Below are 25,626 nucleotides of genomic sequence, written 5' to 3' on the forward strand. Positions count from 1 at the left end.
GTGGTTGACCCTCGGTAGCTTTTGATCGTTTCCTTTGTATTATTTTTTAATCAGATGATTTTTATTTCTTCTAGACTCGCTCCTTTAGCAAAAAAACGTTCAATGTTTTGTTCAACATCAGGATCAGGAATTAATGGTGGTGCATGATGCGGTTTTGTTCTGGCATCGATGATCAAATTATCACAGCCCCAATGTTTGTTTTCGTAAAAGCTGTTCACTCCATGCATATCATGGGATGGATTACTTCGTGTAAAGGTAACCCAGAGAAAATTACTGATCGATTCAGATAAAAATTTACTATCATCACATACAATGATTAGTGGACAAGAAGGGAGTGATCCCTTGCTTTGAACAGCATCACACAGCTTGTTCATTTCTTGTACTGCATTTTCGTAACTTGAGAACTTTGTTGCTTCTAAGGCTACCATACCAGGCATAATCATTTGAGCCTTGCTAAAATCACGTAATTCCTTCAACGTTTTAGGTACTTCAGTACAGAGCTCTCTTTTTTTCTCGCCACAAGCAGCAATGACAACTTTACTACCTGTGTTTAATCCTGTTCCAGAATAATCTAGTGTATCGATCGTTGTGTTTGTTTGAAAATGAATATCTCTTCGAAGATCAATTCTTTCTAAAATATAAGTTAAAAAATCGATTTCTTTGTGTGTATCTAGTGGTTTTTCTTCCTCCGCTGCAATAAATAAATACTTGGCAAGACTAAGTTGTCCTGTACCTAAAATTCGATTTGCAATCGTTAGAAGTTCAGCTGGCTGCTTTACTTTTTGGTACGGTGTGTAACGTTCACTACCGATAGCGAATAGTAAAGGATGCACACCTGCGGCATCTACAGCATGAACTTCTTTTACGCCGGGAATTTCTTGTTTAATTGCGCCTCCCGTTAATTGGTGAATCAGATCACCAAAGGCAGTATCTTCCTGAGGAGGTCGTCCAACTACAGTAAACGGCCAAATCGCATCCTGTTTTGCGTAAACTTTATGTACTTTCATTAATGGAAATAGATGAGTAAGGCTGTAGTATCCTAAATGATCTCCAAATGGTCCCTCTGGTTTTGTTTCCCCAGGGTGGATTTCTCCTGTGATGACAAAGTCCGCATCATTACTTATGCAATAACCATCTTCATAGCTATAACGGAAGCGATGTCCAGATAACATGCCTGCCATAGTCATTTCAGATAATCCTTCAGGTAGCGGCATGACAGCAGCTAAAGTGTGAGCGGGAGGACCACCAATAAAAATACTGACTTTTAATGGTTTTCCTAGTTTATTGGCTTTATGTTGATGAACGCCGATACCACGATGAATTTGATAGTGCAAACCTATTTCTTGATCCATTTCATATTCGTTCCCGCTAAGTTGAACTCTGTACATTCCTAGGTTTGCGTTCATGATCCCTGGCTTTTCTGGGTCTTCAGTATAAACTTGAGGTAACGTAACAAAAGCCCCTCCATCATCTGGCCAGTGCTTGATGAGTGGTAAATCAGAAATATTGATTTCTAGTGTCGTAACAGGAAGGCCATTTGATTTCTTACTAGGAAGTGCTTTTAATCCTGTCAGTCCACTGTTTAAATGTGCAAACGGGCTTTTCAAAGCTTTTATCGGGTCGTTTCTTAAGCTAATGACGTTCTTTGTTGCGTCCCAAGTGTTACGAAAAATAAATTTACTTCTTTCTACAGTCCCAAACAAATTCGAGACTGCGCGAAACTTTGATCCTTTTACATTTTCAAATAATAACGCCGGGCCACCTGCTTCAAAAACTCTCATATGAATGGCAGCCATTTCTAAGTGTGGATCCACTTCTTCTTTTACACGTATTAAATGACCATTTTTTTCTAGATCAAGGATACATTCTTCTAGATTACGATACATTATTCATAGCTCCTAATTCTATAGTTTTCCTAATAGTCTTTTCAATTTTATTTCAGAGGTAAGCTCTTTGTTGATTTTACCTTCAAATAGTGTATTGAATCAATTTATAATTCGTATTTTTCAATAATATGCCAAAATCAACCGTACTTATTAAGGGTCTAAATAATAAAATCTAACATTCATGTTAAATCGCAAGTATAAAGGGGGAGGTGTACTTCTGAAATAGCTAATATAGTAGGCAAGAAATTTATTACAACAATTTTCAAAATATAATATTTTCTTTTAAAACTTTTATGTTAAAATAGTTTATACGACATTTACACCATGTCAAAAGAACTAACGTGAGAGGGGTCTTTGCAATGTTTCGTTTAAAGCGGTTACATCATAAAATGCTGTTAATCTTTGCATTATTATTTGTTGTAATCATCGGATCAACGGTATTTATTAATTACCAACAAACATCTTCCTTAATGGAGAAGGATGTACGAAATCAAGCAAGTATTATTGTGCATGAATTAAAGGACAATGTTGAGCTCTATTTAAGTAATTATAGTTCAAATCTTACATATTTCAGTCATGATGGCACTATTCAAGAGTATGTAAAAAGTGATGAAGAAAATAAAGGGGAAGCATGGGCTAATGTGAGCACCAATTTCTCACATTTTCTAGATATTAACCCTAATATAAATATTATTTATATAGCTGAGGCATCGAAGGAAATTAGAATTGAACCGCATGTTGATCTTCCTTCTGATTTTGATCCAACTTCAAGACCATGGTACGTTAATGCGCTTGAAACTCCTGAACAGGTCGTATGGTCAGAGCCGTATATTGATACAGCAACAGATGATTATGTCATTACAGCATCAAAAGCGATATTAGATCCGATTAGAAATTCAATAGATGGAGTTGTCGCATTAGACCTTACTTTAGATAAGGTGGCTGAATCTGTAAATGCTGTTGATGTTGGCTATGAAGGCTATACTTTTTTATTGGATGATCAAGGTGTGGCGATTGTACATCCAGAAGAACGTGGGAATAACCTTGCTGAGCAAGATTATATTTCAGAATTATATAATCAACCTGATCATAACGGTATTTTAGATTATTATTACAAAAGTACGAACCAAGTGCTTATCTATGACACGATTCAAGAAACAAATTGGAAAGTCGGTGCAGTATATTTACAAAATAATTTACTAGAAGGTGCAAATACAGTACGTAATAATAGTTTTATCGTAGCTGGAGTAGCTTTATTGCTAGCACTAATTATCATTTATTTTGTCTCGATCGGAATTACTCGCTCGATCGGGAGATTAAATCAAGTGGTTGAAGAAGTGGCAAATGGTGATCTTACAGTAAACATCGAAACCAATTCAAAAGATGAAATCGGCCAACTAACGACTAATTTCAATCAGATGATTATAAATATGAGATCTTTAATAAGTGAAGTTAATAAATCGGTAAAACAAGTGGCTTCATCCGCAGATAATTTAAGTGCAGTATCAGAAGAAACGAAAGCATCTAGTGAGGAAGTTGCAAAAGCGATTTCTGGAATAGCAACGAATACGAGTGAGTCTGCAAGTTCAGCCGATTCTACTAGTCAGCAAACATTGGGTCTCTCGTCGGAAATAAGCAATGTTGCTTCACAAACTGAGAAAATTAGTGATCAATTCGAACAAGTCGAACAAGTGAATGAACATGGTCTCGTTCAAGTAAAAACATTGCGAGAATCTGCCAATGAATCAACGGTAGTCATCGAAAATGTAGAAAGAGTAATTTTAGGATTATCTAAAAAGGTAACTGAAATTGAAAATATTATTGCTACTATTAATGGTATTTCGGAACAAACAAATCTCCTTGCATTAAATGCTTCGATTGAAGCAGCGAGGGCTGGAGAGCATGGCAAAGGCTTTTCCGTTGTAGCGGTTGAAGTGCGAAAGTTAGCAGAACAATCATCAAAAGCAACGGAAATGGTACGGCAAACGATCCGAGGAATACAGGAAGAGTCTAACTTAGCAGTTAATGAAATGAGCATTACAAAGGAAATTGCATTTAAACAACAGCAAGTCGTTGAAGATACTGAAGATGCATTCCATTCCATTTCTGAAGCTGTTCAATCGATGTCTCATTCGATTAATCAAATTACAAAAGATTTAAATGGAATTAACGAATTTAAAGATGATGTCGTTTCTTCTATTCAAATAATATCTTCTATGTCTCAAGAGACAGCTGCAGCTTGTGAAGAAGTTAGTGCATCAACTGATGAACAATTAACAGTACTTGAATCGATTGCTGATTCAGCAGAAGAATTACAAGCTTCAAGTGAACAACTTTATGCTATGATTAGAAAGTTTAAAATAAGTAAGGATGATTCTACGGAAAATAAAAACTGAAGAAATCAATAAAGGTAAGTAGATATTTAGGAAATAACGTCCTCAGTGTACTGTAACATCTTAATAGAGGCATTTTAGTTGAACAAGAAAAATTATGAAATGTAAAAACGCTCGGGGTCACTTCAGGTCACTTCAAAACCGAGCGTTTTGTCTTGCTCCTTATATTGTGATGTCTTGTTTAGTCTAATGAAGATGGAACTAGATCATAACAACGCTTGTAGATCCACTCGTACGCATCAACATTTAAGTCGCGCGGGTTACCGACTGTTTGAGGGTCCTTCATTGCTTCTTTAGCAAGACGTGGAATCATGTCTGCTGGTACACCTTGCTCTTCAAGAGAAGGGATTTCAACATCTTTTACAAGACGATAAACTTCTTTTACTGCGGCTTTTGCAGCCTCTTCTGTGCTCATATTGTGTGTATCAACACCCATAGCTTGTGCGATACGTGCGAATTTTTCAGGGTGTCCTTTCCAGTTGAATTCCATTACTGGTCCAAGCATCCACGCTACGCACTGGCCATGAGGAACGTTAATAATTCCGCCTAATGTTTGAGCCATTGCATGTGCTGCTCCTGCAGATTCACTTCCGTAAGATAGCCCTGCAAGCATTGCAGCTTGTGACATTCCATAACGAGCTTCAATATCTTGACCATTTGCATAAGCACGACGAAGATATTTTGCCGTGTATTCAATCGCTAGTAAAGCAACAGCGTCTGTAACTGGTTGTGCATAGTGCATTGTATAACACTCAATAGCATGTGATAATGCATCAACGCCAGTCATCGCAGTGACGTGAGGAGGCATTGAAACGTGTAGCTCAGGGTCAACGATTGTTAGATGAGCAGCGATTAATGGTCCCCCTGTGTTAAATTTAAATTCACGTTCTTCATCTGTAATAACAGCCCATTGTGTAACTTCAGATCCTGTTCCAGCTGTTGTTGGAATTGTAGTTAATGGAGGAATACGATTTTCTAATGGCTTCTTACCTTCTGCTGCTTCATATTCTAGAACTGAAGCGTTATGTGCAACCTCAACACCAATAGCTTTTGCCGTATCCATTGAGCTTCCTCCACCAACTGCGACTAATCCATTACAGTTATTTTCTTTATAAGTGTTTGTTCCTGCTTCTACGACACGAACGGGTGGGTTTGCTTCAACTTTATTAAATAGGATAACTTCAATACCAGCTTCTTTTAATGATTTTTCTACTGGCTCTGTCATTCCAGCACGATAAATTCCGTCATCTGTTACTAAAAGAGCCTTTGTAACTCCAAGGTTCTTTATTTCATTGCCGACGTGCTTTATAGCACCGATACCATGTTTAATTACTGTTGGCACCTCAAATGTGTGAAGCTTTGTCATATTTTCTACGCGCATATTCATTCCCATTGTTTAAATTCCTCCTCGTATGATTAAAAAATAATAGATAAATCAATAGTATGATTACTTAAACCAGCCTACAGGCTGAGGATTTGTATTTTGGAATACGTGTTTTACTTCTGTGTACTCTTCTAAACCGATTTTTCCTAACTCGCGGCCAAAGCCTGATTGTTTATACCCACCCCAAGGTGCTTGGGCAAAGTACGGATGATAATCATTAATCCAAACCGTACCCATGCGAAGTTTACCTACAACACGTTCAGCCTTTGCAATATCCTTTGTCCAAACAGCACCTGCAAGGCCATAAATTGTATCATTTGCAAGTTGAATTACTTCTTCTTCACTGTTAAAGCGTTCTACTGTTAAAACAGGTCCAAATACTTCTTCTTGGACGATCCTCATATCAACCTTGCAATCTGTAAAAATAGTTGGAGAGTAGAAGAATCCTTTTTGCAATTCAGGTTCTGATGGACGATGACCACCGATGACTAATTTTGCACCTTCAGCCTGTCCAATTTCTACATATTTCTCCACTTTTTCTCGGTGTTCGGCAGAAATCAATGGTCCAGACTGTGTACCTTCATCAAAACCATTTCCGAGCTTAATGCGCTTGACTCGTTCAACAAGAGCTTCAACGAATGGATCATGAATGGAATCTTCAACTAGCAATCTAGCACCAGCTGAACATACTTGTCCGCCATGGAAGAAAACCGCATTTAATGCTTGGTCGACAGCTGTGTCAAAATCTGCATCTGCAAATACGATATTTGGATTTTTACCACCAAGTTCAAGAGCAATTTTTTTAACATTAGTGCTTGCAGCACGCATAATTTTCTTCCCTGTGTCAATTCCTCCTGTAAATGAAATAAGATCGACATCTTGATTTACTGCCAATTCATTTCCTACTGTTGGTCCAGATCCTAAAACAAGGTTAACAACACCTTTTGGGAAACCAACTTCTTCCATTAATTCAACTACTTTAATTGTTGTTAATGGTGTAATTTCACTTGGTTTGATAATTATTGTGTTTCCAGCTGCAAGAGCAGGTGCAATTTTCCAAGCTGCCTGTAGCAATGGATAGTTCCACGGTGTAATTTGACCGCAAACACCAATCGGTTCACGTACGATTCGACTTTTTGAGTCTGGAATTGGCGATGCAATGATCTCTCCGCCGTCTTTATCTGCAAGTCCAGCAAAATAACGGAATACCTCTGCAATATCATTCATATCTGCTTCACTTTCAATAATTGTTTTACCCGTGTCGAGTGTTTCTAATTTTGCGAGTTCGTCTTTGTCTCGTTCGATTATTTGTGCTACTTGTAAAACCATCTTGCCTCGTTCAGATGCTGGTGTGTTCGTCCACTCACCGTTATCAAATGCAGCTCGAGCTGCAGTAATTGCGTATTGTGCATCTTCGTGATCACCTTCAGTTACTTTCGCGATCACTTCTTGGTTAAAAGGATTAATGATTTCCCGTACTTCTTTTGTATGAGAGTTAACCCATTCACCATTAATAAACATTTTTTTTACTACCATATTTGTCATCCCTCCGTTTTGGAAGTTTTTTCATTTTGTTAAAAAAATATTTAACGTTTTGAACAATTTAAATTTAACATAAGGAAATTTTATTTGTAAAGTATGTGAATGAGCATTTTTGAAGACTATATATAGAAGGGAAAAGTTAAAAAAATTTTTTTGTTACTTGTTTTTAGTGTTAAATGTACATTTATATTTGACATAAAATCTATATCTAGTATAGTTGTATATAGAAAGTTTGTTTTAAAAAAATTTAACAAACTGAATTTACTAAATGAATTTAATGAATTTGAAAGAAGTGATATAGGTGGCAGAAAAAGATGCGCAAGAAAAATTAGAAGCTGCAAAAAATATGGTGATTGGCTCCATCTCAGAAACAATGGACCTATATGGTGTAACGCCATCTGTCGGTCGTTTATATGGTGCTATGTATTTTCATAAAGATCCAATGACTCTTGATGAAATGAAAGAAGAGTTGGGGATGAGTAAACCGAGTATGAGTACTGCCGTTCGAAAATTACAGGAAAATGAAATGGTACAAAAAGCTTGGAAAAAAGGTGAACGGAAAGATATGTATATTGCAGAAAAAGACTTCTTCAAATCATTTGCAGAGTTTTTCTGCAAAAAGTGGGAAAAGGAGGTCACTGTCAACTTAGAAGCAACTGTAAAGGCGGAAGCGATTTTAGAGGAAATATTATTAGATCCAGAGGTTTCAGAAGAAACACGTCAAGAGACGATTCGATGCTATACCCAACTTAAAGAATCAAAAGTCTACTACAAGTGGCTTAAATCACTTGTTGATAGCTTCCGGACGGGAGACATTTATAACTACCTTCCAAAAGATAGGAAAAAGTAGTGAATAACAATATGTATTCTTAAAGTGAGGTGATATTGCTTTAGATGATCCGACTAGAAATTTGGAAACGAAAGACACAGAAAAACGTATAGGAGGAGATTGATAGTGAAGATATTTAATCAAGGAAGTATTAGACAAGTATTACTAGCGGGGATCTTAACTGCTGGAGCGGTATTTGCATCAGGCTGTGGTGTTGAAGGAGGATCAACAGGAGAGAGTTCTACCTCTAATAAGATTGATACAATCAAATTTGCTGATGCAGGTTGGGATAGTATTCGTTTACACAATGAGATAGCTAGAACTATCATTGAAGAAGGTTACGGATATAAAACAGAAGTAATGCCAGGGTCAGAAACAGGTTCATTAATCGGTATTAGTAACGGGAGTCTAGATGTTTACATGGAAATTTGGACAGGAAATTTCTTTGACCAATACAATGAAGCAGTAGAATCTGGAGATATTGTAGAGCTGTCTGTCAATTTTGATGATACAAAAGAAGGTTTATATGTCCCAACTTATGTGATTGAGGGAGACCCGGAGCGTGGTATTGAACCGATGGCACCTGAACTAAAATCAATCCATGACTTGCCTGAATATTGGGAAGTATTTAAAGATGAAGAGCAACCGAATAAAGGGAGAATTTATGGATCTATTCCTGGATGGGCAGCAGATGCAGTTCTTGAAGCAAAGGTTGAAAACTACGGTCTAAGTGAAAAGTATAACTATTTCCAACCAGGTTCAGATACGGCGCTTAATACTTCATTAATTCGTGCCTACGAACGAGGAGAAGCTTGGGTTGGCTATTATTGGGAGCCAACTTGGATTGCAGGTATGTACGACCTTACATTATTAGAAGACAATCCTTATAACGAGGAAGAATGGATGGATGGGTATCGTACAGAGTTTCCTTCTCAACGATTAACGATTGCAGTACAAAAGCAATTACCAGAACAAGCACCGGATGTTACTGAGTTCTTAAGAAACTATGAAACTAGTAGCGAAATTGTTAGTCATTCATTAGCATATATGCAAAAAAATGAAGCTTCTACTGAAGAAGTTGCGCTATGGTTTTTACAAGAATACGAAGATCTATGGACACAATGGGTGCCTTCAGAAATTGCAGAAAAAGTAAAGGCTGAAATTCAATAGTATAAATAAACCATTGTACGAACTCGTCATATACGAAAAAAGGGGGGACATTGGTTGCACTTAAGAATTGCAGCTAACATTCAATGAGTAACTTTCCAGAAAGTATAGATTTTAATTTAGGAATATATGTTGAAAGATTTGTAGATTGGCTTGATGTTAACTTCTCAGGTGTTTTTGAGATTATCAGTTCGATCATTTTATGGTTCATGATTCATATGGAAAGCTTTCTTTTATGGCTTCCGTGGTGGTCTTTCATTTTAGTTGTTTTATTATTAGGGTGGCGCTTCGGCTCCTTGATTTCAGGAATTGTCTTTTCACTACTTCTAATTCTTGTAGGGTCCTTTGGTTATTGGGACTATATGATGATGACATTGTCAATTGTGCTTGCCTCGGTAGCCATTTCCTTGCTCCTTGGTATACCACTCGGAATAGCGATGGCTTACAGTAAAGTAATGGAGACCATTATGCGTCCTATTCTTGATGCGATGCAAACGATGCCAAGCTTTGTGTACTTAATTCCAGCGATGATTTTCTTTGGTATGGGGAAAGTACCAGCTGTATTCGCAACCATTATTTATGCTATTCCGCCAGTTATTCGTTTGACAAACCTAGCCATTCGTCGAGTGTCCAAAGAAATGGTAGAAGCTGCTCATTCATTTGGGTCATCCCCGTGGCAGCTTTTACTGAAAGTTCAACTACCACAAGCTTTACCTACGATTATGACGGGTATAAACCAAACAACGATGATGGCTTTATCTATGGTTGTCATCGCCTCGATGATTGGTGCGCAGGGGCTTGGAATGGAAGTATTAATTTCTATTAACCGAGTAGACATCGCGCAAGGTTTTGAGGCCGGATTAGGTATTGTTATATTAGCGATAATTATAGACCGAATAACCCAAGGAATTACGAAACGTTCTAAAGTAACTAGTGAGAACTAACAAGAAGGGGCATTCTCTTATGACAGAAAAACTTAAGGTAGAAAATTTAACGAAGATATTTGGACGAAATCCAAAGTCCGTCCTAAAAAAAGTTAAACAGGGTGTATCAAAAGATCAAATTTTAAAAGAAACAGAAAATACTGTTGGTCTTTACGATGTGTCTTTCTCCGTTAACGAAGGTGAAATGTTTGTTATTATGGGCCTTTCTGGTAGTGGTAAGTCGACGTTAATTCGCTGTCTTAATTTGCTAAATAAACCGACGGAAGGAAGCATATATGTTGATGCTGAGGATATTACGAAATACTCTAAGCCAAAACTTCGAAATTTTAGGCAAAAGAAGATCGCTATGGTATTCCAGCATTTTGGATTATTCAGCCATAGAAATATAATTAGTAATGTTGAGTATGGACTTGAAGTTCAAGGTTTATCCAAGGATGAAAGATATGAAATAGCACGTCAAGCAATTGAAAACGTTGGCTTAGCTAGCTGGGAAGAAAAAATGCCACATGAGCTAAGTGGCGGTATGCAGCAACGTGTGGGCCTAGCTAGAGCGCTGGCAAATGATCCAGATATTTTATTGATGGACGAACCGTTTAGTGCTTTAGACCCCTTAATTCGTAGAGACATGCAGTTAGAGTTAATGGAGCTACAGTCCAAGCTAAAGAAGACGATTATTTTTATTACACATGATATTAATGAAGCATTTAAAATTGGTGACCGTGTTCTTGTAATGAAGGATGGTCAAATTGAACAAAGTGGTACTCCAGAAGAAATTATTGAAAACCCAAAAAGTGAGTATATTAAAGACTTTGTTCAAGATATTGACCGTTCAAAAGTTCTACAGGCAAAGCATGTCATGTTTAAGCCTTCAGCCATTGTTTCTTTAAAAGAAGGATTAAAATCTGCTGTTCATGAGATGAGATCAAATGGCATTTCAAGTGTATTTGTCGTTGATAGTGAACGGAAACTACAAGGTCTTGTAACAATTGATGATACGATAAAAGCAATTAAAGAAAATAAACTTTTAAAAGATATTATTATAAAAAATTATTATACTACTGAATTAGAGACGTACATTCAAGATTTAATTCCGTTGGCAACTGAATCAAAATATCCGATTGCTGTTATCGATGAAAATGAGAAATTATTAGGAATTACCTCGCGAGTATCTGTACTCTCGGCTTTAGTATAAACAATTGTTGTTGTGATTTGTAACCTAAACCCGCTAATTAGTATTGGCGGGTTTAGGTGATGGAAGGTTTAGAGTATGGTATAGTTAGTATTAATGATCCTATCCCTACAACAGTCCAAGCCCCATTTGGGGGAGTGAAGCAGAGTGGTATTGGCCGTGAGGGCGGAAAATATGGAATTAAAGATTATTTAGAAGAAAAGTTTGTATCCATTAACATCGGATAAAAGGGGAAAGGGTGTATTAATATGTCGCAAAATTGGAAGAAGGCATTAGATAACATCATTTCTGATCAGCGAAGAGTATTATCAGAAAAGGCTGATCTACATAGCTATGCATTTGACGGATCATTTGGGCACTTCTTACCAGAACGCGTTGTTCAGCCAATCCATCGTGATGAAGTTGTAGATATTGTAAAACTTGCGAACCAATACCAAGTACCAATATATCCAAGAGGGCAAGCCACTTGTTTAAGTGGCGGCCCTCTCCCTGTTGATGGTGGAATCGTCATTGATATGGTAAAGATGAATCAGAAGCTTGAGATTGACAGCGAAAATTTAATTTCAGTTGTATCTCCAGGAGTGATTACTGCTGAAATTCAAAAGGCAGCGCTGGAAAAAGGTTTCTTTTATCCTCCAGATCCAAGCAGTGCCCACGTTTCAACGATTGGTGGGAATGTGGCTGAAAACTCTGGTGGTCCTCGTGGTTTAAAATATGGTGTTACTGGGGACTATGTTATCGGTTTGGAAGTTGTTACACCAGAGGGAAAAGTAATTCGAACGGGTGGTAAGACGATAAAGAATGTAACAGGTTATAACCTAACAAAATTGATAGTAGGCTCGGAAGGGACACTAGGAATTGTTACAGAAATTACTTTACGCCTTATACCAAAGCCGAAGAAAAGTGTGTCATTAATGGCAGTATTTGACACGCTTGTTGATTCTGGAAAATCCATTTCTTCCATACTATCATCGGGTATTCTTCCTGCGGCGATGGAAATTATGGACCAATCTTGTATTCAAGCTGTCGAAAATTATAAACCGAGTGGCTATCCGACGGATGCAGCAGCGATTGTTTTAATTGAATTAGACGGTCATCCTGTCGCGATTGAAGATGAAATAAAAGAAGTTGCAGAAATCTGTAAACAATTAAATGCTCGTACGGTGAAAGTAGCAACTACAGAAGAAGAAAGAGTAAAACTGTGGGAGGCCAGGAAGCTTGTCTCTCCAGCGATTACGAAAATAAAACCGACAAAAATCTCAGAAGATGCAACCGTCCCAAGAAGTCAAATTCCGCGTATGTTTGAGCGATTGATGGAAATCCGCGATAAATACAAGATAGATCTGGTTGTGTTTGGCCATGCTGGAGATGGCAATCTTCATCCTAATATTCTTGCCGATAAACGGGATCAAGAAGAGATGAAACGTGTAGAGGATGCTGTAACAGAAATTTTTGAAGCTGCAATTGATCTTGGTGGTACGTTATCGGGGGAACATGGGATTGGAACAATGAAAGCTCCTTATATGGAACGAGAATTAGGGATCGACGGGTTAGATATGATGAAACGAGTTAAAGAAGCGTGGGATCCAAACAACATTATGAACCCAAAAAAGATTTTCCCTAACCCAGGTGTCTCAAAGTTGGTATTAACCGATGGATAACTTAAAAGAACTACAGGATAAAATTGGGTACAAATACACGTTTGACTGTGTTCAATGTGGTTACTGCTTACCAGCATGTCCTACATATGATTCGATGGGTAAGGAAACGCATTCCCCAAGAGGACGAATTAATCTAGTAAAGATGGCTGCAGAAGGTAAAATTGATCTTGAAGAGATACGTGAACCGATCGATAAATGTCTAGGCTGTAGAGCCTGTCAGACCGTATGTCCAACAGGTGTTGAATATGGAAAAATCTTAGAAGGGGCTAAGGAATCTCTTGCAGATCAACAGCAATTGTCCATGCCCCAAAAAGCAGCCAAGAGCTTTATTTTTAATCATCTGTTCCCTCATCGTTCAAGAATGGATTCGTTCGGTAATCTCATGTGGTTTTATCAAGCGTCAGGTGTTCAAAAAGTTGTTAGAGGCTTGAAAGCTACAAAACTAGCACCTCTTCATTTGGGTGAATTTGAGTCGATTATGCCTAGGGTTGTTTCACCTAATAAAAGGAAAAACCGACAAGCTGTTGTAAAGGCGGAGGGTAAAACAAAAACGAAAGTCGCTTTTTTTACGGGTTGTATTATGGACTCAATGTTTTACGAGACAAACCAAAATTCAATTGAACTCTTAAGAAAATCAGGAGCAGAAGTCATTATTCCAGATAGTCAAACATGCTGTGGTGCACTACATGCACACGCTGGCAATGTATCGGACGCAAAAGAATTAGCCAAGAAAAACATCGAGGCTTTCGAAAAGGAAAACATTGACTATGTCATTAATAATGCAGGTGGATGCGGATCAATGTTAAATGAATATGGTCATTTGTTTGATGGCGATCAAGAGTGGGGTGAGAGGGCGAGGCGTTTTGTAGCTAAATCTAAAGATATTAGTGAAATCCTCTATGAGTTGAATGGTTTAACCTTCACAAGAGAGGTAAATGACGTTGTGACCTACCAACCTTCATGTCACTTAACAAATGTTCAAAAGGTCGTTGATGAACCACTTGAATTATTGAAAAACATACCTGGAATAGAGTATCGAGAAATGCAAGATCATAATCGTTGTTGTGGTTCTGCTGGTATCTATAACATTGTGAATTATGATGACTCAATGGAGATCTTAGATTCTAAGATGGAAAAGTACAAACCAACAAAAGCAACTACAATCGTCACTACAAATCCAGGTTGCCTTTTGCAAATGAAAATGGGTATTAAGCGAGAAAATCTTGAAGATCGAGTAAGAGCCGTTCATTTAGTGGATTTGTTAATTGAAGCTATTGAAAACAAATAGAAAGGATCTTTTCTAAAAGATTGTTGCTTTTAGCTATTGAACCGTTAACCAAGCGAAAGCTTGGTTCTTCACGCTTTGGCGTGAAGCCTTTGAACATAAATCAGCCAGATGGACAAATGAATTTTGTCCATTAGGGCTGATTTATGTTCAAAAAACGGTCCAATAGCAACAAAGTTTACGAAAACAGCTAATAGAAAACAAACCTAATAACCAGTATTTTAAAATATTGAAAATGGGGACTACTTGAGCTTTGAAAGCTAACAAGTGGTCTCTATTTTAATGTAAAATCTTATTTCGTTAATTTTAGACAGCATTAAAGCTGAAGCAAAACATGATTGTTTTTCTAAAAGATTCTCAACCATTTTCTGTATCTCTGGACTTAATACCTTACAACACCAAATATTCTCCATAAACATAAAATAAATACTTTCAAAAAGGCTAAGTATAAAAATGTTCACAATACATTTCTATTTTTCTATTTCTCTTTTTATCAGAATTGTTTCTTTTTTAACTTATATGTTATATAATAATGTCATAATGTTATATAACAGTCTTTGAGCTGTTTAAACCATGTCATACTGTGATTATTTTAAGGAGGCAAATGAATATGAAAGACTATGTACAAGTAGGAAATCTTCAAGTAGCTTCAGTTCTTTATGAGTTTGTTAATACTGAGGCTCTTCCAGGAAGCGGACTTACTAGTGAACAGTTTTGGTCTAATTTGGAAACATTAGTAACGGAACTAACTCCAGAAAACAAGGCATTATTAGAGCGACGGAAAGAAATCCAAACAGAGATAAGTACATGGCATAAAGAAAATAAAGATAACTTTTCTTTTGATAAGTATAAATCATTTTTACAACAAATTGGCTATCTTGAGCCTCAAGTAGAAGATTTTAAAGTTTCAACACAAGGGGTGGACGACGAAATCGCACATCAAGCGGGTCCACAACTAGTTGTACCTGTTAATAATGCGCGTTATGCGCTAAATGCGGCAAATGCTCGCTGGGGAAGTTTATATGATGCTCTTTATGGAACGGATGCGATTCCTGAAGAAAATGGAGCTGAGCGAGGGAAAGGTTATAACCCAGTTCGTGGTGAGAAAGTTATCGCTTTTGCAAAAAGCTTTCTAGATCAAGTAGTACCACTCATCGAGGCGGCTCATAAAGATGTAGAAAAATATGAAATTAAAAATGATAAATTAATCGTTTTACATAGTGATGGGCAAGTAACTGAACTTCAAGATGCTACGAAACTGGTAGGTTATCAAGGGCATCCAGAAGACCCATCTACTATACTATTAGTAAATAACGGGTTACACTTTGAAATTCAAATCGATCGTAACCACCCTATTGGAAAGTCGGATCAAGCAGGTGTCAAAGATATTTTAATGGAATCTGCACTGACAACAATTATGGATTGCGAAGATTCTGTTGCGGCTGTAGATGCTGAAGACAAAGTTGAAGTGTACCGTAATTGGTTAGGTCTTATGAAAGGTAATTTAACAGCAACATTTTCTAAAGGTGATAAAACGGTTACACGTGAACTTAATACAGATCGTACGTATACGACGCTATCTGGAAATACGTTAACATTACGTGGGCGTTCGCTTATGTTTGTGCGGAACGTTGGTCACTTAATGACAAATAATGCTGTACTCCTACCAAATGGGGAAGAAGTTCCTGAAGGTATTCTAGATTGTATGATTACGAGTCTAATTGCAAAACATGACCTTTTAGAAAATAGTAAACTCAAAAACACTACAAAAGGATCCATTTATATTGTTAAACCAAAAATGCACGGTTCTAAAGAAGTCGCATTTTCTAATAAACTATTTAATCGTGTGGAAGATCTACTCGGCCTTGAGCGTAACACATTGAAAATCGGTGTCATGGATGAAGAACGTCGTACGTCTCTAAATCTAAAAAATTGCATTGATGAAGTAAAAGAACGAGTTGCCTTTATTAATACAGGGTTCCTTGATCGAACAGGGGATGAAATGCATACATCGATGGAAGCGGGTCCGATGATTCGTAAAAATGATATGAAATCGTCGACTTGGTTGCAGTCGTATGAAAAATCGAATGTAAATGTAGGGCTTGCTTGCGGATTGCAAGGGCATGCACAAATTGGTAAAGGAATGTGGGCGATGCCAGATCTAATGGCAGAAATGTTAGCGCAAAAAGGTTCACAGTTAAAAGCAGGTGCGAACACAGCTTGGGTACCTTCTCCAACAGCTGCAACTTTACATGCACTTCATTACCATGAAGTAAAAGTACCGGAAGTTCAAAATGAATTGAAGAAGAGCATCACCGATTTACAGGATAAAATTTTAGAAATTCCAGTAGCCCTTAATGCACAGTGGAGCACTGAAGAAATTCAAAAAGAGCTAGATAATAATGCGCAAGGTATATTAGGATATGTTGTGCGTTGGGTAGAACAAGGAGTCGGTTGTTCAAAAGTTCCAGATATTAATAATGTAGGACTGATGGAGGACCGTGCGACTTTACGAATTTCTAGTCAGCACGTAGCAAATTGGCTTCATCACGGAATATGTACAGAAGAGCAAGTATTAGAAACGATGAAACGTATGGCTGCAGTTGTTGATGAGCAAAACGCCGGTGACCCTGAATATCGACCGATGGCAAAAGACTTTGATAACTCAGTTGCATTCCAAGCGGCTTGCGAGCTTGTTTTTAAAGGAATCGAACAACCAAGTGGCTATACAGAGCCTATCCTACACCATCGTCGGATAGAAGCAAAACAGAAGTTTGCTACGCAAGCGAAATAACCAATTATTAACCAGTGTGGTGGGGAGATAAACCGGCCACGCTGGTTTCTTTTATTTGAAAAAATTTAGTATAATTTTTTTACATCATTACTAAGTGGGTAACTGAAGTAGAGTTAAATCAGTATCCGCTACGAAAAACACCAACAGTTGAAGAGAATATCCGACTTGTCATTATACCTGAATTGGATTACATCCAATGTATTTCAAAATCGGACCATTCAAGAGTTACAAAAGTTAGTTCGATCTCTTACAAGCGAACAAATTAGGAATAATAGCTAAAGAAAAGCTTGAACAAGACCAGACCTTATTGTACGATCAATATAATAAATAGGGCGAATAGGGGAGTAACATGGACTACCGAAAGTACGTTTTGCACGAATCAATAGGTTATAAAATTGCAAATACTGGACGACTAGTCATTAATCGATTAAATAAAAATTTTAAAGATAATAACTATCCAGTCACAAATGAACAATGGTCGATAATGATCCGCTTGTGGGAAGAGGATGGACTCACCCAACAGCAACTAGCTACTTTAACAGGTAAAGATCAACCTAGTGTTTCAAGATTAATAAATAATATGGTTAGGCGAGAGCTAGTTAAACGAGTTCCACATCCTGTAGATGGAAGAACAAACTTGATCTTTTTGACATCTGAAGGAAAAAAGTTACAAATTGGACTGATTGAACAAGCTCAAAAGACGATCCAACAAATTACAGAAGGTATTCCTCAAGATGATTTAGCTGTTTTTTTACGAGTATTAGATAAGGTTAATAAAAATCTTCAATAATAAAGTAACGTACAAAACACATGGATTCTCAATTAGATTCTCATGAGTGAACCAACGGTCGATGTAAATCCTGAAAAAGTGGTTGTATTTTACTTTGGAGTACTAGATTCTTTAGATAAAATGGGAGTAGAAGTAACAGGAGTCCCACAAGCTAACATTCCTCCTTATTTAGCAAAATACGAGGATGAAAAGTATGAAAATGTAGGTAGCTTAAAAGAGCCTGACTTTGAAAAAATTGCAGAAATTTCTCCAGGCTTAATCATTATTTCTGGTAGACAGCAAGAATCGTATGAAGAGTTAAGTAAAATTGGTCCAACCCTTTACATGGCCATTGATAATACGAACTACAGAAAGGGAATTAATGATTAAATTAACCACAATTAGCAATTATCTAGATAAATCTATTTGAGAATAAAGATCTGTTGCTCCTCTAATAAGCTGTTTTCATAAGCTTTTGCAATCCCCATCACTTCAATAGCATTTTTTAAGACGGTTTTATATTTTAAGGTTACTTTGAATTCGTTAGAAAATGGAAATGTCCTTATTGTAATTTCTTTTGGATTAAGCCATTCGGCGAAAAGAGGATGTATTTTATCGTTGAAGAGTTCGGTTTTACTAAATCCGTTAATAAACCATGGATGTTCTTGCTCCTTTTTTATTCCAAGCTCATTTAAGCAAAAGTATAAAGAGAGATCATCACAGAATTGTAGTAAGCGATAGTGTTCTAACAATAAGGCATGATCTAAGTCTGGAATATTCCCTTTTATTTTTTCCTGTCTCTTCCTTTCAGCATTTAAAAATTGGATGCCTTTTTCATCGTTAGAATGAGAAAAAAAGGAGCTATAATGAAGGCTACATAATAAGCTAGCATAAGGACTGACTTTCTCAATTTCATCTAACCCAATAGTATAAAAAGCTATTTTAGGAAGTAGTGGGAAATCTGAAAACGAGTATGGAAGGTTCGCTTGATCATTCCAGATTGGAGTTTCATCTAGCCCGATCCAGCTCCGGTCGTGTTCATATGCTGCGAAAATAGCATCATCAAAGAAGTGTTCTGCCTTAAGTAAGTCGCACTTAAAATGCTTCGCGACTTCTCCCGATATAAAGGCGTGGTCATGCTGCTTAATCATTATAAATGCATCATTTGTCTCTCGAATAATCACTAGTAAAACGCTCCTTTTCTTAACAATTACTTCTATTGTAAACGAAGCTGAGGAAGTTGATCAAATTGTAATGAGTAGTGACTTGTTACTTTATTCTCAAACGTCTATAAAAAAGCATATATGTATAAAAAAAGGGTATGTTATGAGTAGGATAATAAAGGAAGCTTTCGTAAACTTCTGTATGGCCATGCTTCAAAAAGCCAATAGTCACAACCGTAAGAAGAAGGTAATAGGACAAACTTAATTAAAACAACAAGCCATTTAAGGAGTTGGTGATATGGGTCGAAAGAATAATATTGGGCCAGGATTTGTTATTGGAACGCTTGTTGGTGGAATGATTGGTGCAACAAGTGCACTGTTGCTTACTCCTAAAAGAGGTGAAGAAATGAGGCAGGACCTTATCGGTCGGATGAATATATCGACGTCAGAAACTAAACCTCTTTCTCATATGATCCTCGAAATGGGGAGTGAATGGGCTTATGATTTTTTTGAGGAAGATGAAAACCAAATTGATGAGGATCAAGGTGGAGGAGAAGTAGGGTATGTTGTTCATGAGATGTTAGATAATATGGAAGAGCAAAGAGGCTGATTTATTAATTAGCCTCTTTATTTCTTCTACTCTCTTAACACTTTCTACATATTTTTATAATATGTTATTTAGAATGTTTTAGAATAAAGTTAAGTTACATTTGGGGGAACCAAAATGAAAAAAAAGATTATTCTTATAGTTGATGATGAAAAAGATATGCGTGAGTTGATTAGTATTTGTTTACAAGGTGAGTATGAGACCGTGGAAGCGGAAGATGGAGAATCGGCACTAGAGCTTCTCGATGCACAAGTGATTGACTTAGTACTTCTCGATGTGATGATGCCAATCATGGATGGCTTTTCTGTACTCAAAGAGATGAAGCAAATTGAAAAAGTAAAAGATATTCCTGTTATTTTGTTAACAGCGCTTGGGGATACAGAAGACATCGTAAAAGGCTTAAATCGAGGTGCTGATGATTATATTATCAAGCCATTTGAACCGCGAGAAATGATTGCTAGAATACAATCTGTGCTTAGACGTTCGACTATTCTTGAAGAAGTATTTGAACTTCATCATCTTAAATTTGATCAAGAAAAGTATCAAGTTACATATAATGGACAAGTTGTTCCTCTCACAAAAAAGGAGTATAAACTGTTTTTTCGTTTAGCAAGCCATCCAGGTAGAGTGTATTCACGCGAACAATTAGTAGAACTTGAATGGGACTTTTCATTTGATGGAGATGCTAGAAATGTCGATGCTCATATTAAAAACATTCGAGAAAAGTTAAAGAAAACTAAATACCCTCACAAAGTTATTGAAACTGTTTGGGGAATTGGTTATCAAGTTGTTCAAGAACTTTCATGATGTTGGGGGAATGAGATGAGGCTTTCTTCTAAGCTTACTATGCTTTTAGTAATATGCTTAATGACTACAATATTAACAATGAGTATCACTTTTTATATTCAATCAAAAGAATTTTATCAGGATCATCTAACAAAACAATTAGAACATCGATTAGTCACTCATGCAGATAGTATTGAAAACCACTTTGTTATTGATACAATCTTACATGTATTGAAAATGGAAAAGGATGATACGGTTAATTTTCTCCTTTTTGATGAAAAATTAACCCCTTTAGTCATGGCGCAGCCTATTGATCCTGAGCTTATTGAAGCGTATCATCTGTGGATTAAGCAAAAAATTAATACAGAATCACTACATGTTGATATTAAACAACCGATTACTGACTACGTTACAACAAGAGAACATCACATTCAACATATTTGGTCGATGCAGCCAGTATACGTAAATGAGAGAGTTAAGGGCTATTTATTTATTGATCAAAATATGAGAGAATTCGAAGCGACGAAAAATAATATTTTACAGCTCGTATTTATTATGAGTATTATTATTTTTGTGATTGGTCTCCTATTTATCTTATACTTATCAAGAGTGTTAACAAAGCCATTACAAAATATGGGGAAGGCGACGACTCAAATTGCTAAAGGAAATTTTGAGTATGAAATTAAAACGACAGCTAAAGATGAGGTCGGGCGTCTAGCTCAAGATATTCAACAAATGTCTGATCAATTAAAACGTTATAATGATACGAGAAAAGAGTTTTTATCCCACATTTCCCATGACTTGAGAACCCCTTTAACATATGTTAAGGCCTACGCTGCATTGTTAAAAGACCGAGAAGAAAGTGATTCAATGTGTAAAAAGCAAGCGAGTATGATTTATAAACAAGCTAAAAATATGGAAGTACTCGTCAATGATTTGTTTGAGTTAGCAAAATATGAGGAAGGGAATATACAACTTCATAAGGATGTTGTAAACTTGTATTCTTGGTTACATGATTTAAAATTGGATTTTGACTTGAAACTACAACAAGAAAATATAGAATTTGAACTAGAAATTGAAAACAAACTATCGACGGGCTATTTTGATAAAGAGAAGATGAAACAAGTTATAAAAAATTTAATTGAAAATAGTATTCGCTACACACAAAATGGTAAAATTATAGTTCGTATCCAGAAGAATAACCAAAAAAAACGATTAAGTATTGCTATACAGGATAATGGTCTAGGGATCCCTGAAAGTGAACTACCGTTTATATGGGAGAGGTTTTATCGAGTCGATAAATCGCGTACATCAAAAAATGGTGGAAGCGGTTTAGGGTTAGCGATCGTAAAACATATTATTGAGCTTCATGGTGGGACTATCAATGTTGACAGTAAGCTAGGTGAAGGAACAACATTTTTAATAATGCTACCACAGCAAACAGTTGAGAAGAAAGACGGATTGGGGGAATATGAAATTGACTGAGCTAATAGATCAACTCATTTCTTTTTTTATGCAATACAGAGTAATAACGACCATAATTATTGTCATATTCTTTGTTTTTATTAATCGTTGGTTGTCAAAGCTTGTAATCTATTTGCTTTCGAAGCTAATTAATAAAACGAATAACCAATTTTTTATTGCCGTATTAGACGCGTACGAAAAGCCGCTACGAACGTTCTTTATCTTTTTACCGATCTATATTGGCATAATGTCTTTTGATCTAACACTTAGTACTGAATTATTGATTGATCGTATTTTTAATACAATTATTATTTTAATCATAGGGTCAGGGTTGATTAAGCTTTCAAGTAAAAGCTCTAGATTGTTTGAAAAACTGAAAGAGAAATTTGCAATGGAATTTGATGAAATTTTAATTCCGTTCTTTTCTAAAGTATTGCAAGTTGTCATCATTGCAGTCATTCTAAGTTTAGTGGCCCAAGCTTGGGGGCATAACATAAACAACTTGGTCGCTGGTTTAGGGATAGGCGGTCTTGCTGTAGCCCTTGCGGCGCAAAGTACGTTAGGAAATCTGTTTGGTGGTGTCGTTATCATTACAGAAAAGCCTTTTTCTCTCGGGAATTGGATTAAGACACCTTCTGTAGAGGGGATTGTAGAAGATATCGGATTTAGAAGTACAAAAATCCGTACGTTTGCCAATTCGGTCATTGTTATACCCAATTCAACCTTAGCCAATCAAGAAATTGAAAACTTTAGTAGCATGGGAAAACGTAGAATTATGTTTAATCTTGGTTTAACTTATCAAACGTCTAGAGACCAAATGAAAAAATGTGTAGAACGAATTGAAGAGATGATTAGAAACCATGAAGCTGTTCATCCAGAGACAATCATGGTTCGATTTGATAAATTTAATGATAGTAGTTTAGATATTTTCTTATACTTCTTTACTAAAACAACAGTATGGGCCGAGTATTTAAAAGTTAAAGAAGATATCAACTTTAAAATATTAGAGATACTAGAAGAGGAAGGGGCAAGTATTGCCTTTCCAAGTCGTTCATTATACGTTGAAACGGTTGAAAAAGAAAACGAAAACAAAGAACTCACTGTTGAAGGGTAGAGTTATAAAAAAGAGGCTGACAATAATTGTCAGCCTCTTCAATTATTTTTGTAGCAGTTGAAGTTGATTCATGCCTTCTTTTAATTGATGTTCAACTTGAATAGCTTCATCAATATGTTGTTGGATCAATTGATTAGTTTCATCAAACGTATTAGCTGTTTGAGAGATTTCGTTGTTGATGTTTTGGCTGAGTATATCCTGTTCTTTTATTGTTTTCAACACGGCATTTACATCTGTTTTTACAGCATCAATAGCTACGATAATTTCTTCGATACTTTGTGCTGTTTGGTTACCGTATTCTTTACCTTCTTCAACAGCTCGTAATGTATTGTTAGAATCCTCTAAAGCTCGTTCAGTTTCTGTTTGTATATGTTTAATTAAGTCATCGATACTTTTGGTACTTTGTGCAGTGTTTTCAGCTAATTTTCTAACTTCATCTGCTACAACAGCAAAACCTTTACCGTGTTCTCCAGCACGCGCAGCTTCAATCGAAGCATTTAACGCTAACAGGTTAGTTTGTTCAGCAATTTCATTAATTACTTTTACAATTCCTTCTATTTCCTTTGACCTAGAACCTAATTGAGCCATGCTTGCTGCAGTTTGTTTTGATTCTTCTCCTAGTCTTTCGATTAACAATTGGATTTTTTTGACGGAATTTTGCCCATTCGTTGATTTGTCTACCATAATATCAGTAGAAGAGATAAGAGATTGGCCTTTTTCTCCCATTACTAAAGAAGTGTTACTTAATTGCTGGCTCGTTTCAGTGACAGTTTCAAAATGTTCTCTTATATTTTCAACCATTGTTCCTAGTGTATTATGTTGTTCATTAACAGCATTATGCTCTTCGAAAGCAGCAATAAAACTATTATTTATTTCATTAAAAAGTTGATTATTTTGTACATCTTTTTCACTAAGTTGCTGTTCTAGTTCTGCAATACGTTTTTCTAGCACTAATTTTTCAGATTCAAGCTGTTTAACTTTACTATTTGAAAAGAACAATGCAAATTCACCTCAAGATTTTACAAATTGATAAATAGAAATTCAAATCTATCATATCATAAATATGTACTAATATAGTCCTAGAGTTTAAAAATATTATTAATTTAGTTTAAAGTATTAGGTCAGTGTGGTATAAATTAATGAAGAATATCATTTAATAATAATTATTATTTAAGGTTGACTATTAAATAAAAACTATTTAATATAATTAATATAATTGTAAATAATGGAGGGGTGGAAGATGAAAGTCATTGTTTATTCAAGTAAAGGTTGTCCGTATTGTGAAAAGGTAAAAAGTGCTCTAAAAGAGTGGGGTATTCAGTATGAAGAAAGAAATGTCTCCGTTGTAAAAGAATATTTCGACGAGTTAAGAGAAAAGAAAATTATGGGTACTCCAGCTACTTATGTTAATGGAAAACTAATTCTCGGTTTTCAAGAGAAAAAGTTTAGAAAAGCACTTGGATTACCATTAGATAGTGAAGAAAAAGTGGAGAGTAAATCAACAGAACAAGGTGATGAAGAAATTTTTGCATCAATAACGAAAGAGATTCTTGAGGATGAATATGACTTTGTTATGATTGGTGGCGGTCCTGCTGGTGCTTCAGCAGCCGTATATAGTGCAAGAGCAAAGCTTAAAACATTGGTATTAGATAAAGCACCTAAAGCTGGCACACTTGCAATTACACATAAAATTGCAAACTATCCAGGGATTCGTGGTGAAGTAACAGGCCTTGAACTTTTAGAAGTAATGCAAAAGCAGGCTAAAGATTTTGGAGCGCAATTTGTTCGTACAAATGTATTATCTGTAGATTTCTCTGATGAAGTAAAGAAAATCAATATACCAGAAGGAACAATTAAAGCGAAAAGTGTGTTTATTGCAGTCGGAGCAAAAGCGCCGGGAAGTAAAATTAAAGGTGAAGAAGACTTTACGGGACGCGGGGTAAGTTATTGTTCGACTTGTGATGCCGCATTTTATGAAGGTCGTACAGTGGTAGTTGCCGGTGATAATGAGGAAGCATTACATGAAGCTGAAATGTTAGCAAAGTTTTGTAAAGAAGTGAGTTTATATTACCGACTGAGAGCGTGAAAGGGGACGCTAATCTTTTTGAAATAGAGCAGGTAAAAAATGTGAAGATCTATAAAAAACATAGAATTCGTGAAATTAAGGGTAGCGATAGTGTTGAGCAAATAGTAGTACAAGATAGTAATCGGCAAGAACAAATATGGGATGTTGATGGTGTTTTCTTATATTTAGGTGGAATGAAGCCAGGAACAGATTTCCTCGGAAATGAAATTGCTCGAGATTCAGAAGGTTATGTCGTTGTAGACGAATTCCTTCGTACAAATATTGAAGGGGTTTTTGCTGGTGGTGATGCTCGCCGTACTCCGATTAAGCAAGCAGTTGTATCAGCTGCAGACGGTGCTATTGCGGCAATGGGAGCAGATCAACATGTAAATAAACGATCTAAAATGAGACCTCAATATAGCTAAAATTTTTCACGTGAATTTATCTTTCTTTTCAATGCTAAGGAAGAAAAACAGCACTCCTATCTTTCCATATTTTTCTGTTATCAAATATAACAAAGATGTAGTTAGATAATTATTTTATTATTATAATAATCCTTAATTCAGCTATGTGGAGGGATTATT

21 protein-coding genes and 1 pseudogene are annotated in these 25,626 nt (G+C 36.3%); 17 read left to right on the forward strand and 5 right to left on the reverse strand.

Going from position 1 to position 25,626, the window contains the following annotated elements; translation table 11 throughout:
• Positions 1–50 precede the first annotated feature (50 nt).
• Positions 51–1,886: a UbiD family decarboxylase gene (locus tag J0N78_RS13600; protein WP_209123651.1), complete on the reverse strand. Its 1,836-nt coding sequence runs from the start codon at positions 1,884–1,886 to the stop codon at positions 51–53.
• A 359-nt stretch (positions 1,887–2,245) separates the two neighbouring features.
• Between J0N78_RS13600 and J0N78_RS13605 the strand changes: the two genes are divergently transcribed.
• Positions 2,246–4,282, forward strand: coding sequence for a methyl-accepting chemotaxis protein (locus tag J0N78_RS13605; protein WP_209123652.1), 2,037 nt, complete (start codon positions 2,246–2,248; stop codon positions 4,280–4,282).
• 178 nt (positions 4,283–4,460) lie between these two features.
• Here the strand turns inward: J0N78_RS13605 and gbsB are convergent, their stop codons facing one another.
• Both gbsB and betB read right to left on the reverse strand, forming a co-directional pair.
• Complete coding sequence (gene gbsB / locus J0N78_RS13610) at positions 4,461–5,672, reverse strand: choline dehydrogenase (RefSeq protein ID WP_209123653.1); 1,212 nt, start codon at positions 5,670–5,672, stop codon at positions 4,461–4,463.
• A gap of 54 nt (positions 5,673–5,726) precedes the next feature.
• On the reverse strand, positions 5,727–7,199 hold the full coding sequence (betB, locus tag J0N78_RS13615) for a betaine-aldehyde dehydrogenase (protein WP_209123654.1): 1,473 nt from the start codon (positions 7,197–7,199) through the stop codon (positions 5,727–5,729).
• Positions 7,200–7,551: 352 nt separating this feature from the next.
• Here betB and cudC point away from each other — a divergent pair, with 352 nt between their 5' ends.
• The 10 genes and pseudogenes from cudC to J0N78_RS13665 all read left to right on the forward strand — a co-directional run.
• Positions 7,552–8,055, forward strand: a complete 504-nt coding sequence (cudC, locus tag J0N78_RS13620; RefSeq protein WP_209123710.1) for a choline uptake/conversion transcriptional regulator CudC — start codon at positions 7,552–7,554, stop codon at positions 8,053–8,055.
• A 105-nt stretch (positions 8,056–8,160) separates the two neighbouring features.
• Positions 8,161–9,204, forward strand: a complete 1,044-nt coding sequence (locus tag J0N78_RS13625; protein ID WP_307794933.1) for an ABC transporter substrate-binding protein — start codon at positions 8,161–8,163, stop codon at positions 9,202–9,204.
• Positions 9,205–9,287: 83 nt separating this feature from the next.
• On the forward strand, positions 9,288–10,145 hold the full coding sequence (locus J0N78_RS13630; protein ID WP_209123655.1) for an ABC transporter permease: 858 nt from the start codon (positions 9,288–9,290) through the stop codon (positions 10,143–10,145).
• Between the two features lie 19 nt (positions 10,146–10,164).
• Positions 10,165–11,337 carry a quaternary amine ABC transporter ATP-binding protein gene (locus J0N78_RS13635; RefSeq protein WP_209123656.1) on the forward strand — a complete coding sequence of 391 codons (1,173 nt, stop codon included), beginning with the start codon at positions 10,165–10,167 and terminating at the stop codon, positions 11,335–11,337.
• Positions 11,338–11,396: 59 nt separating this feature from the next.
• Positions 11,397–11,561 (forward strand): aldehyde dehydrogenase family protein, encoded by a 165-nt coding sequence (locus tag J0N78_RS13640; RefSeq protein WP_209123657.1) that lies wholly within the window; start codon positions 11,397–11,399, stop codon positions 11,559–11,561.
• A gap of 21 nt (positions 11,562–11,582) precedes the next feature.
• The gene (locus J0N78_RS13645; RefSeq protein WP_209123658.1) at positions 11,583–12,995 is read left to right on the forward strand and encodes an FAD-binding oxidoreductase; all 1,413 of its coding nucleotides are present in this window, start codon (positions 11,583–11,585) and stop codon (positions 12,993–12,995) included.
• The gene (locus J0N78_RS13650; protein ID WP_209123659.1) at positions 12,988–14,283 is read left to right on the forward strand and encodes a (Fe-S)-binding protein; all 1,296 of its coding nucleotides are present in this window, start codon (positions 12,988–12,990) and stop codon (positions 14,281–14,283) included. Before J0N78_RS13645 ends, J0N78_RS13650 begins: the two co-directional genes overlap by 8 nt.
• A gap of 607 nt (positions 14,284–14,890) precedes the next feature.
• On the forward strand, positions 14,891–17,074 hold the full coding sequence (locus tag J0N78_RS13655; protein ID WP_209123660.1) for a malate synthase G: 2,184 nt from the start codon (positions 14,891–14,893) through the stop codon (positions 17,072–17,074).
• Between the two features lie 349 nt (positions 17,075–17,423).
• Positions 17,424–17,864, forward strand: coding sequence for a MarR family winged helix-turn-helix transcriptional regulator (locus J0N78_RS13660; RefSeq protein ID WP_209123661.1), 441 nt, complete (start codon positions 17,424–17,426; stop codon positions 17,862–17,864).
• A gap of 42 nt (positions 17,865–17,906) precedes the next feature.
• Positions 17,907–18,212, forward strand: a pseudogene (locus tag J0N78_RS13665) (ABC transporter substrate-binding protein); the annotation flags it as partial.
• A gap of 53 nt (positions 18,213–18,265) precedes the next feature.
• On the opposite strand, the gene J0N78_RS13670 reads toward J0N78_RS13665, so the two are convergent.
• The gene (locus J0N78_RS13670; protein WP_209123663.1) at positions 18,266–19,027 is read right to left on the reverse strand and encodes a DUF3891 family protein; all 762 of its coding nucleotides are present in this window, start codon (positions 19,025–19,027) and stop codon (positions 18,266–18,268) included.
• A gap of 277 nt (positions 19,028–19,304) precedes the next feature.
• On the opposite strand from J0N78_RS13670, the gene J0N78_RS13675 reads away from it, so the two are divergent.
• From J0N78_RS13675 to J0N78_RS13690, 4 genes are all read left to right on the forward strand, one after another.
• Positions 19,305–19,616, forward strand: a complete 312-nt coding sequence (locus J0N78_RS13675; RefSeq protein WP_209123664.1) for a YtxH domain-containing protein — start codon at positions 19,305–19,307, stop codon at positions 19,614–19,616.
• Positions 19,617–19,730: 114 nt separating this feature from the next.
• Positions 19,731–20,420 (forward strand): response regulator transcription factor, encoded by a 690-nt coding sequence (locus J0N78_RS13680; protein ID WP_209123665.1) that lies wholly within the window; start codon positions 19,731–19,733, stop codon positions 20,418–20,420.
• Between the two features lie 15 nt (positions 20,421–20,435).
• Positions 20,436–21,884, forward strand: coding sequence for a sensor histidine kinase (locus J0N78_RS13685; RefSeq protein ID WP_209123666.1), 1,449 nt, complete (start codon positions 20,436–20,438; stop codon positions 21,882–21,884).
• A complete protein-coding gene (locus J0N78_RS13690) occupies positions 21,877–22,977 on the forward strand; it encodes a mechanosensitive ion channel family protein (RefSeq protein ID WP_247747302.1) in 1,101 nt (366 codons plus the stop codon). Before J0N78_RS13685 ends, J0N78_RS13690 begins: the two co-directional genes overlap by 8 nt.
• Positions 22,978–23,019: 42 nt before the next feature.
• Here J0N78_RS13690 and J0N78_RS26185 read toward each other — a convergent pair whose 3' ends face one another.
• On the reverse strand, positions 23,020–23,976 hold the full coding sequence (locus J0N78_RS26185) for a methyl-accepting chemotaxis protein (RefSeq protein WP_280637222.1): 957 nt from the start codon (positions 23,974–23,976) through the stop codon (positions 23,020–23,022).
• A 241-nt stretch (positions 23,977–24,217) separates the two neighbouring features.
• On the opposite strand from J0N78_RS26185, the gene J0N78_RS13700 reads away from it, so the two are divergent.
• On the forward strand, positions 24,218–25,063 hold the full coding sequence (locus tag J0N78_RS13700; RefSeq protein ID WP_280637223.1) for an FAD-dependent oxidoreductase: 846 nt from the start codon (positions 24,218–24,220) through the stop codon (positions 25,061–25,063).
• A gap of 41 nt (positions 25,064–25,104) precedes the next feature.
• Positions 25,105–25,467, forward strand: a complete 363-nt coding sequence (locus tag J0N78_RS26190) for an NAD(P)/FAD-dependent oxidoreductase (RefSeq protein WP_307794934.1) — start codon at positions 25,105–25,107, stop codon at positions 25,465–25,467.
• Positions 25,468–25,626: the final 159 nt, after the last annotated feature.

It is taken from the genome of Alkalihalobacillus sp. BA299 (assembly GCF_017745675.1).
Taxonomy (GTDB): Bacteria; Bacillota; Bacilli; order Bacillales; family Bacillaceae_F; genus Alkalihalobacterium.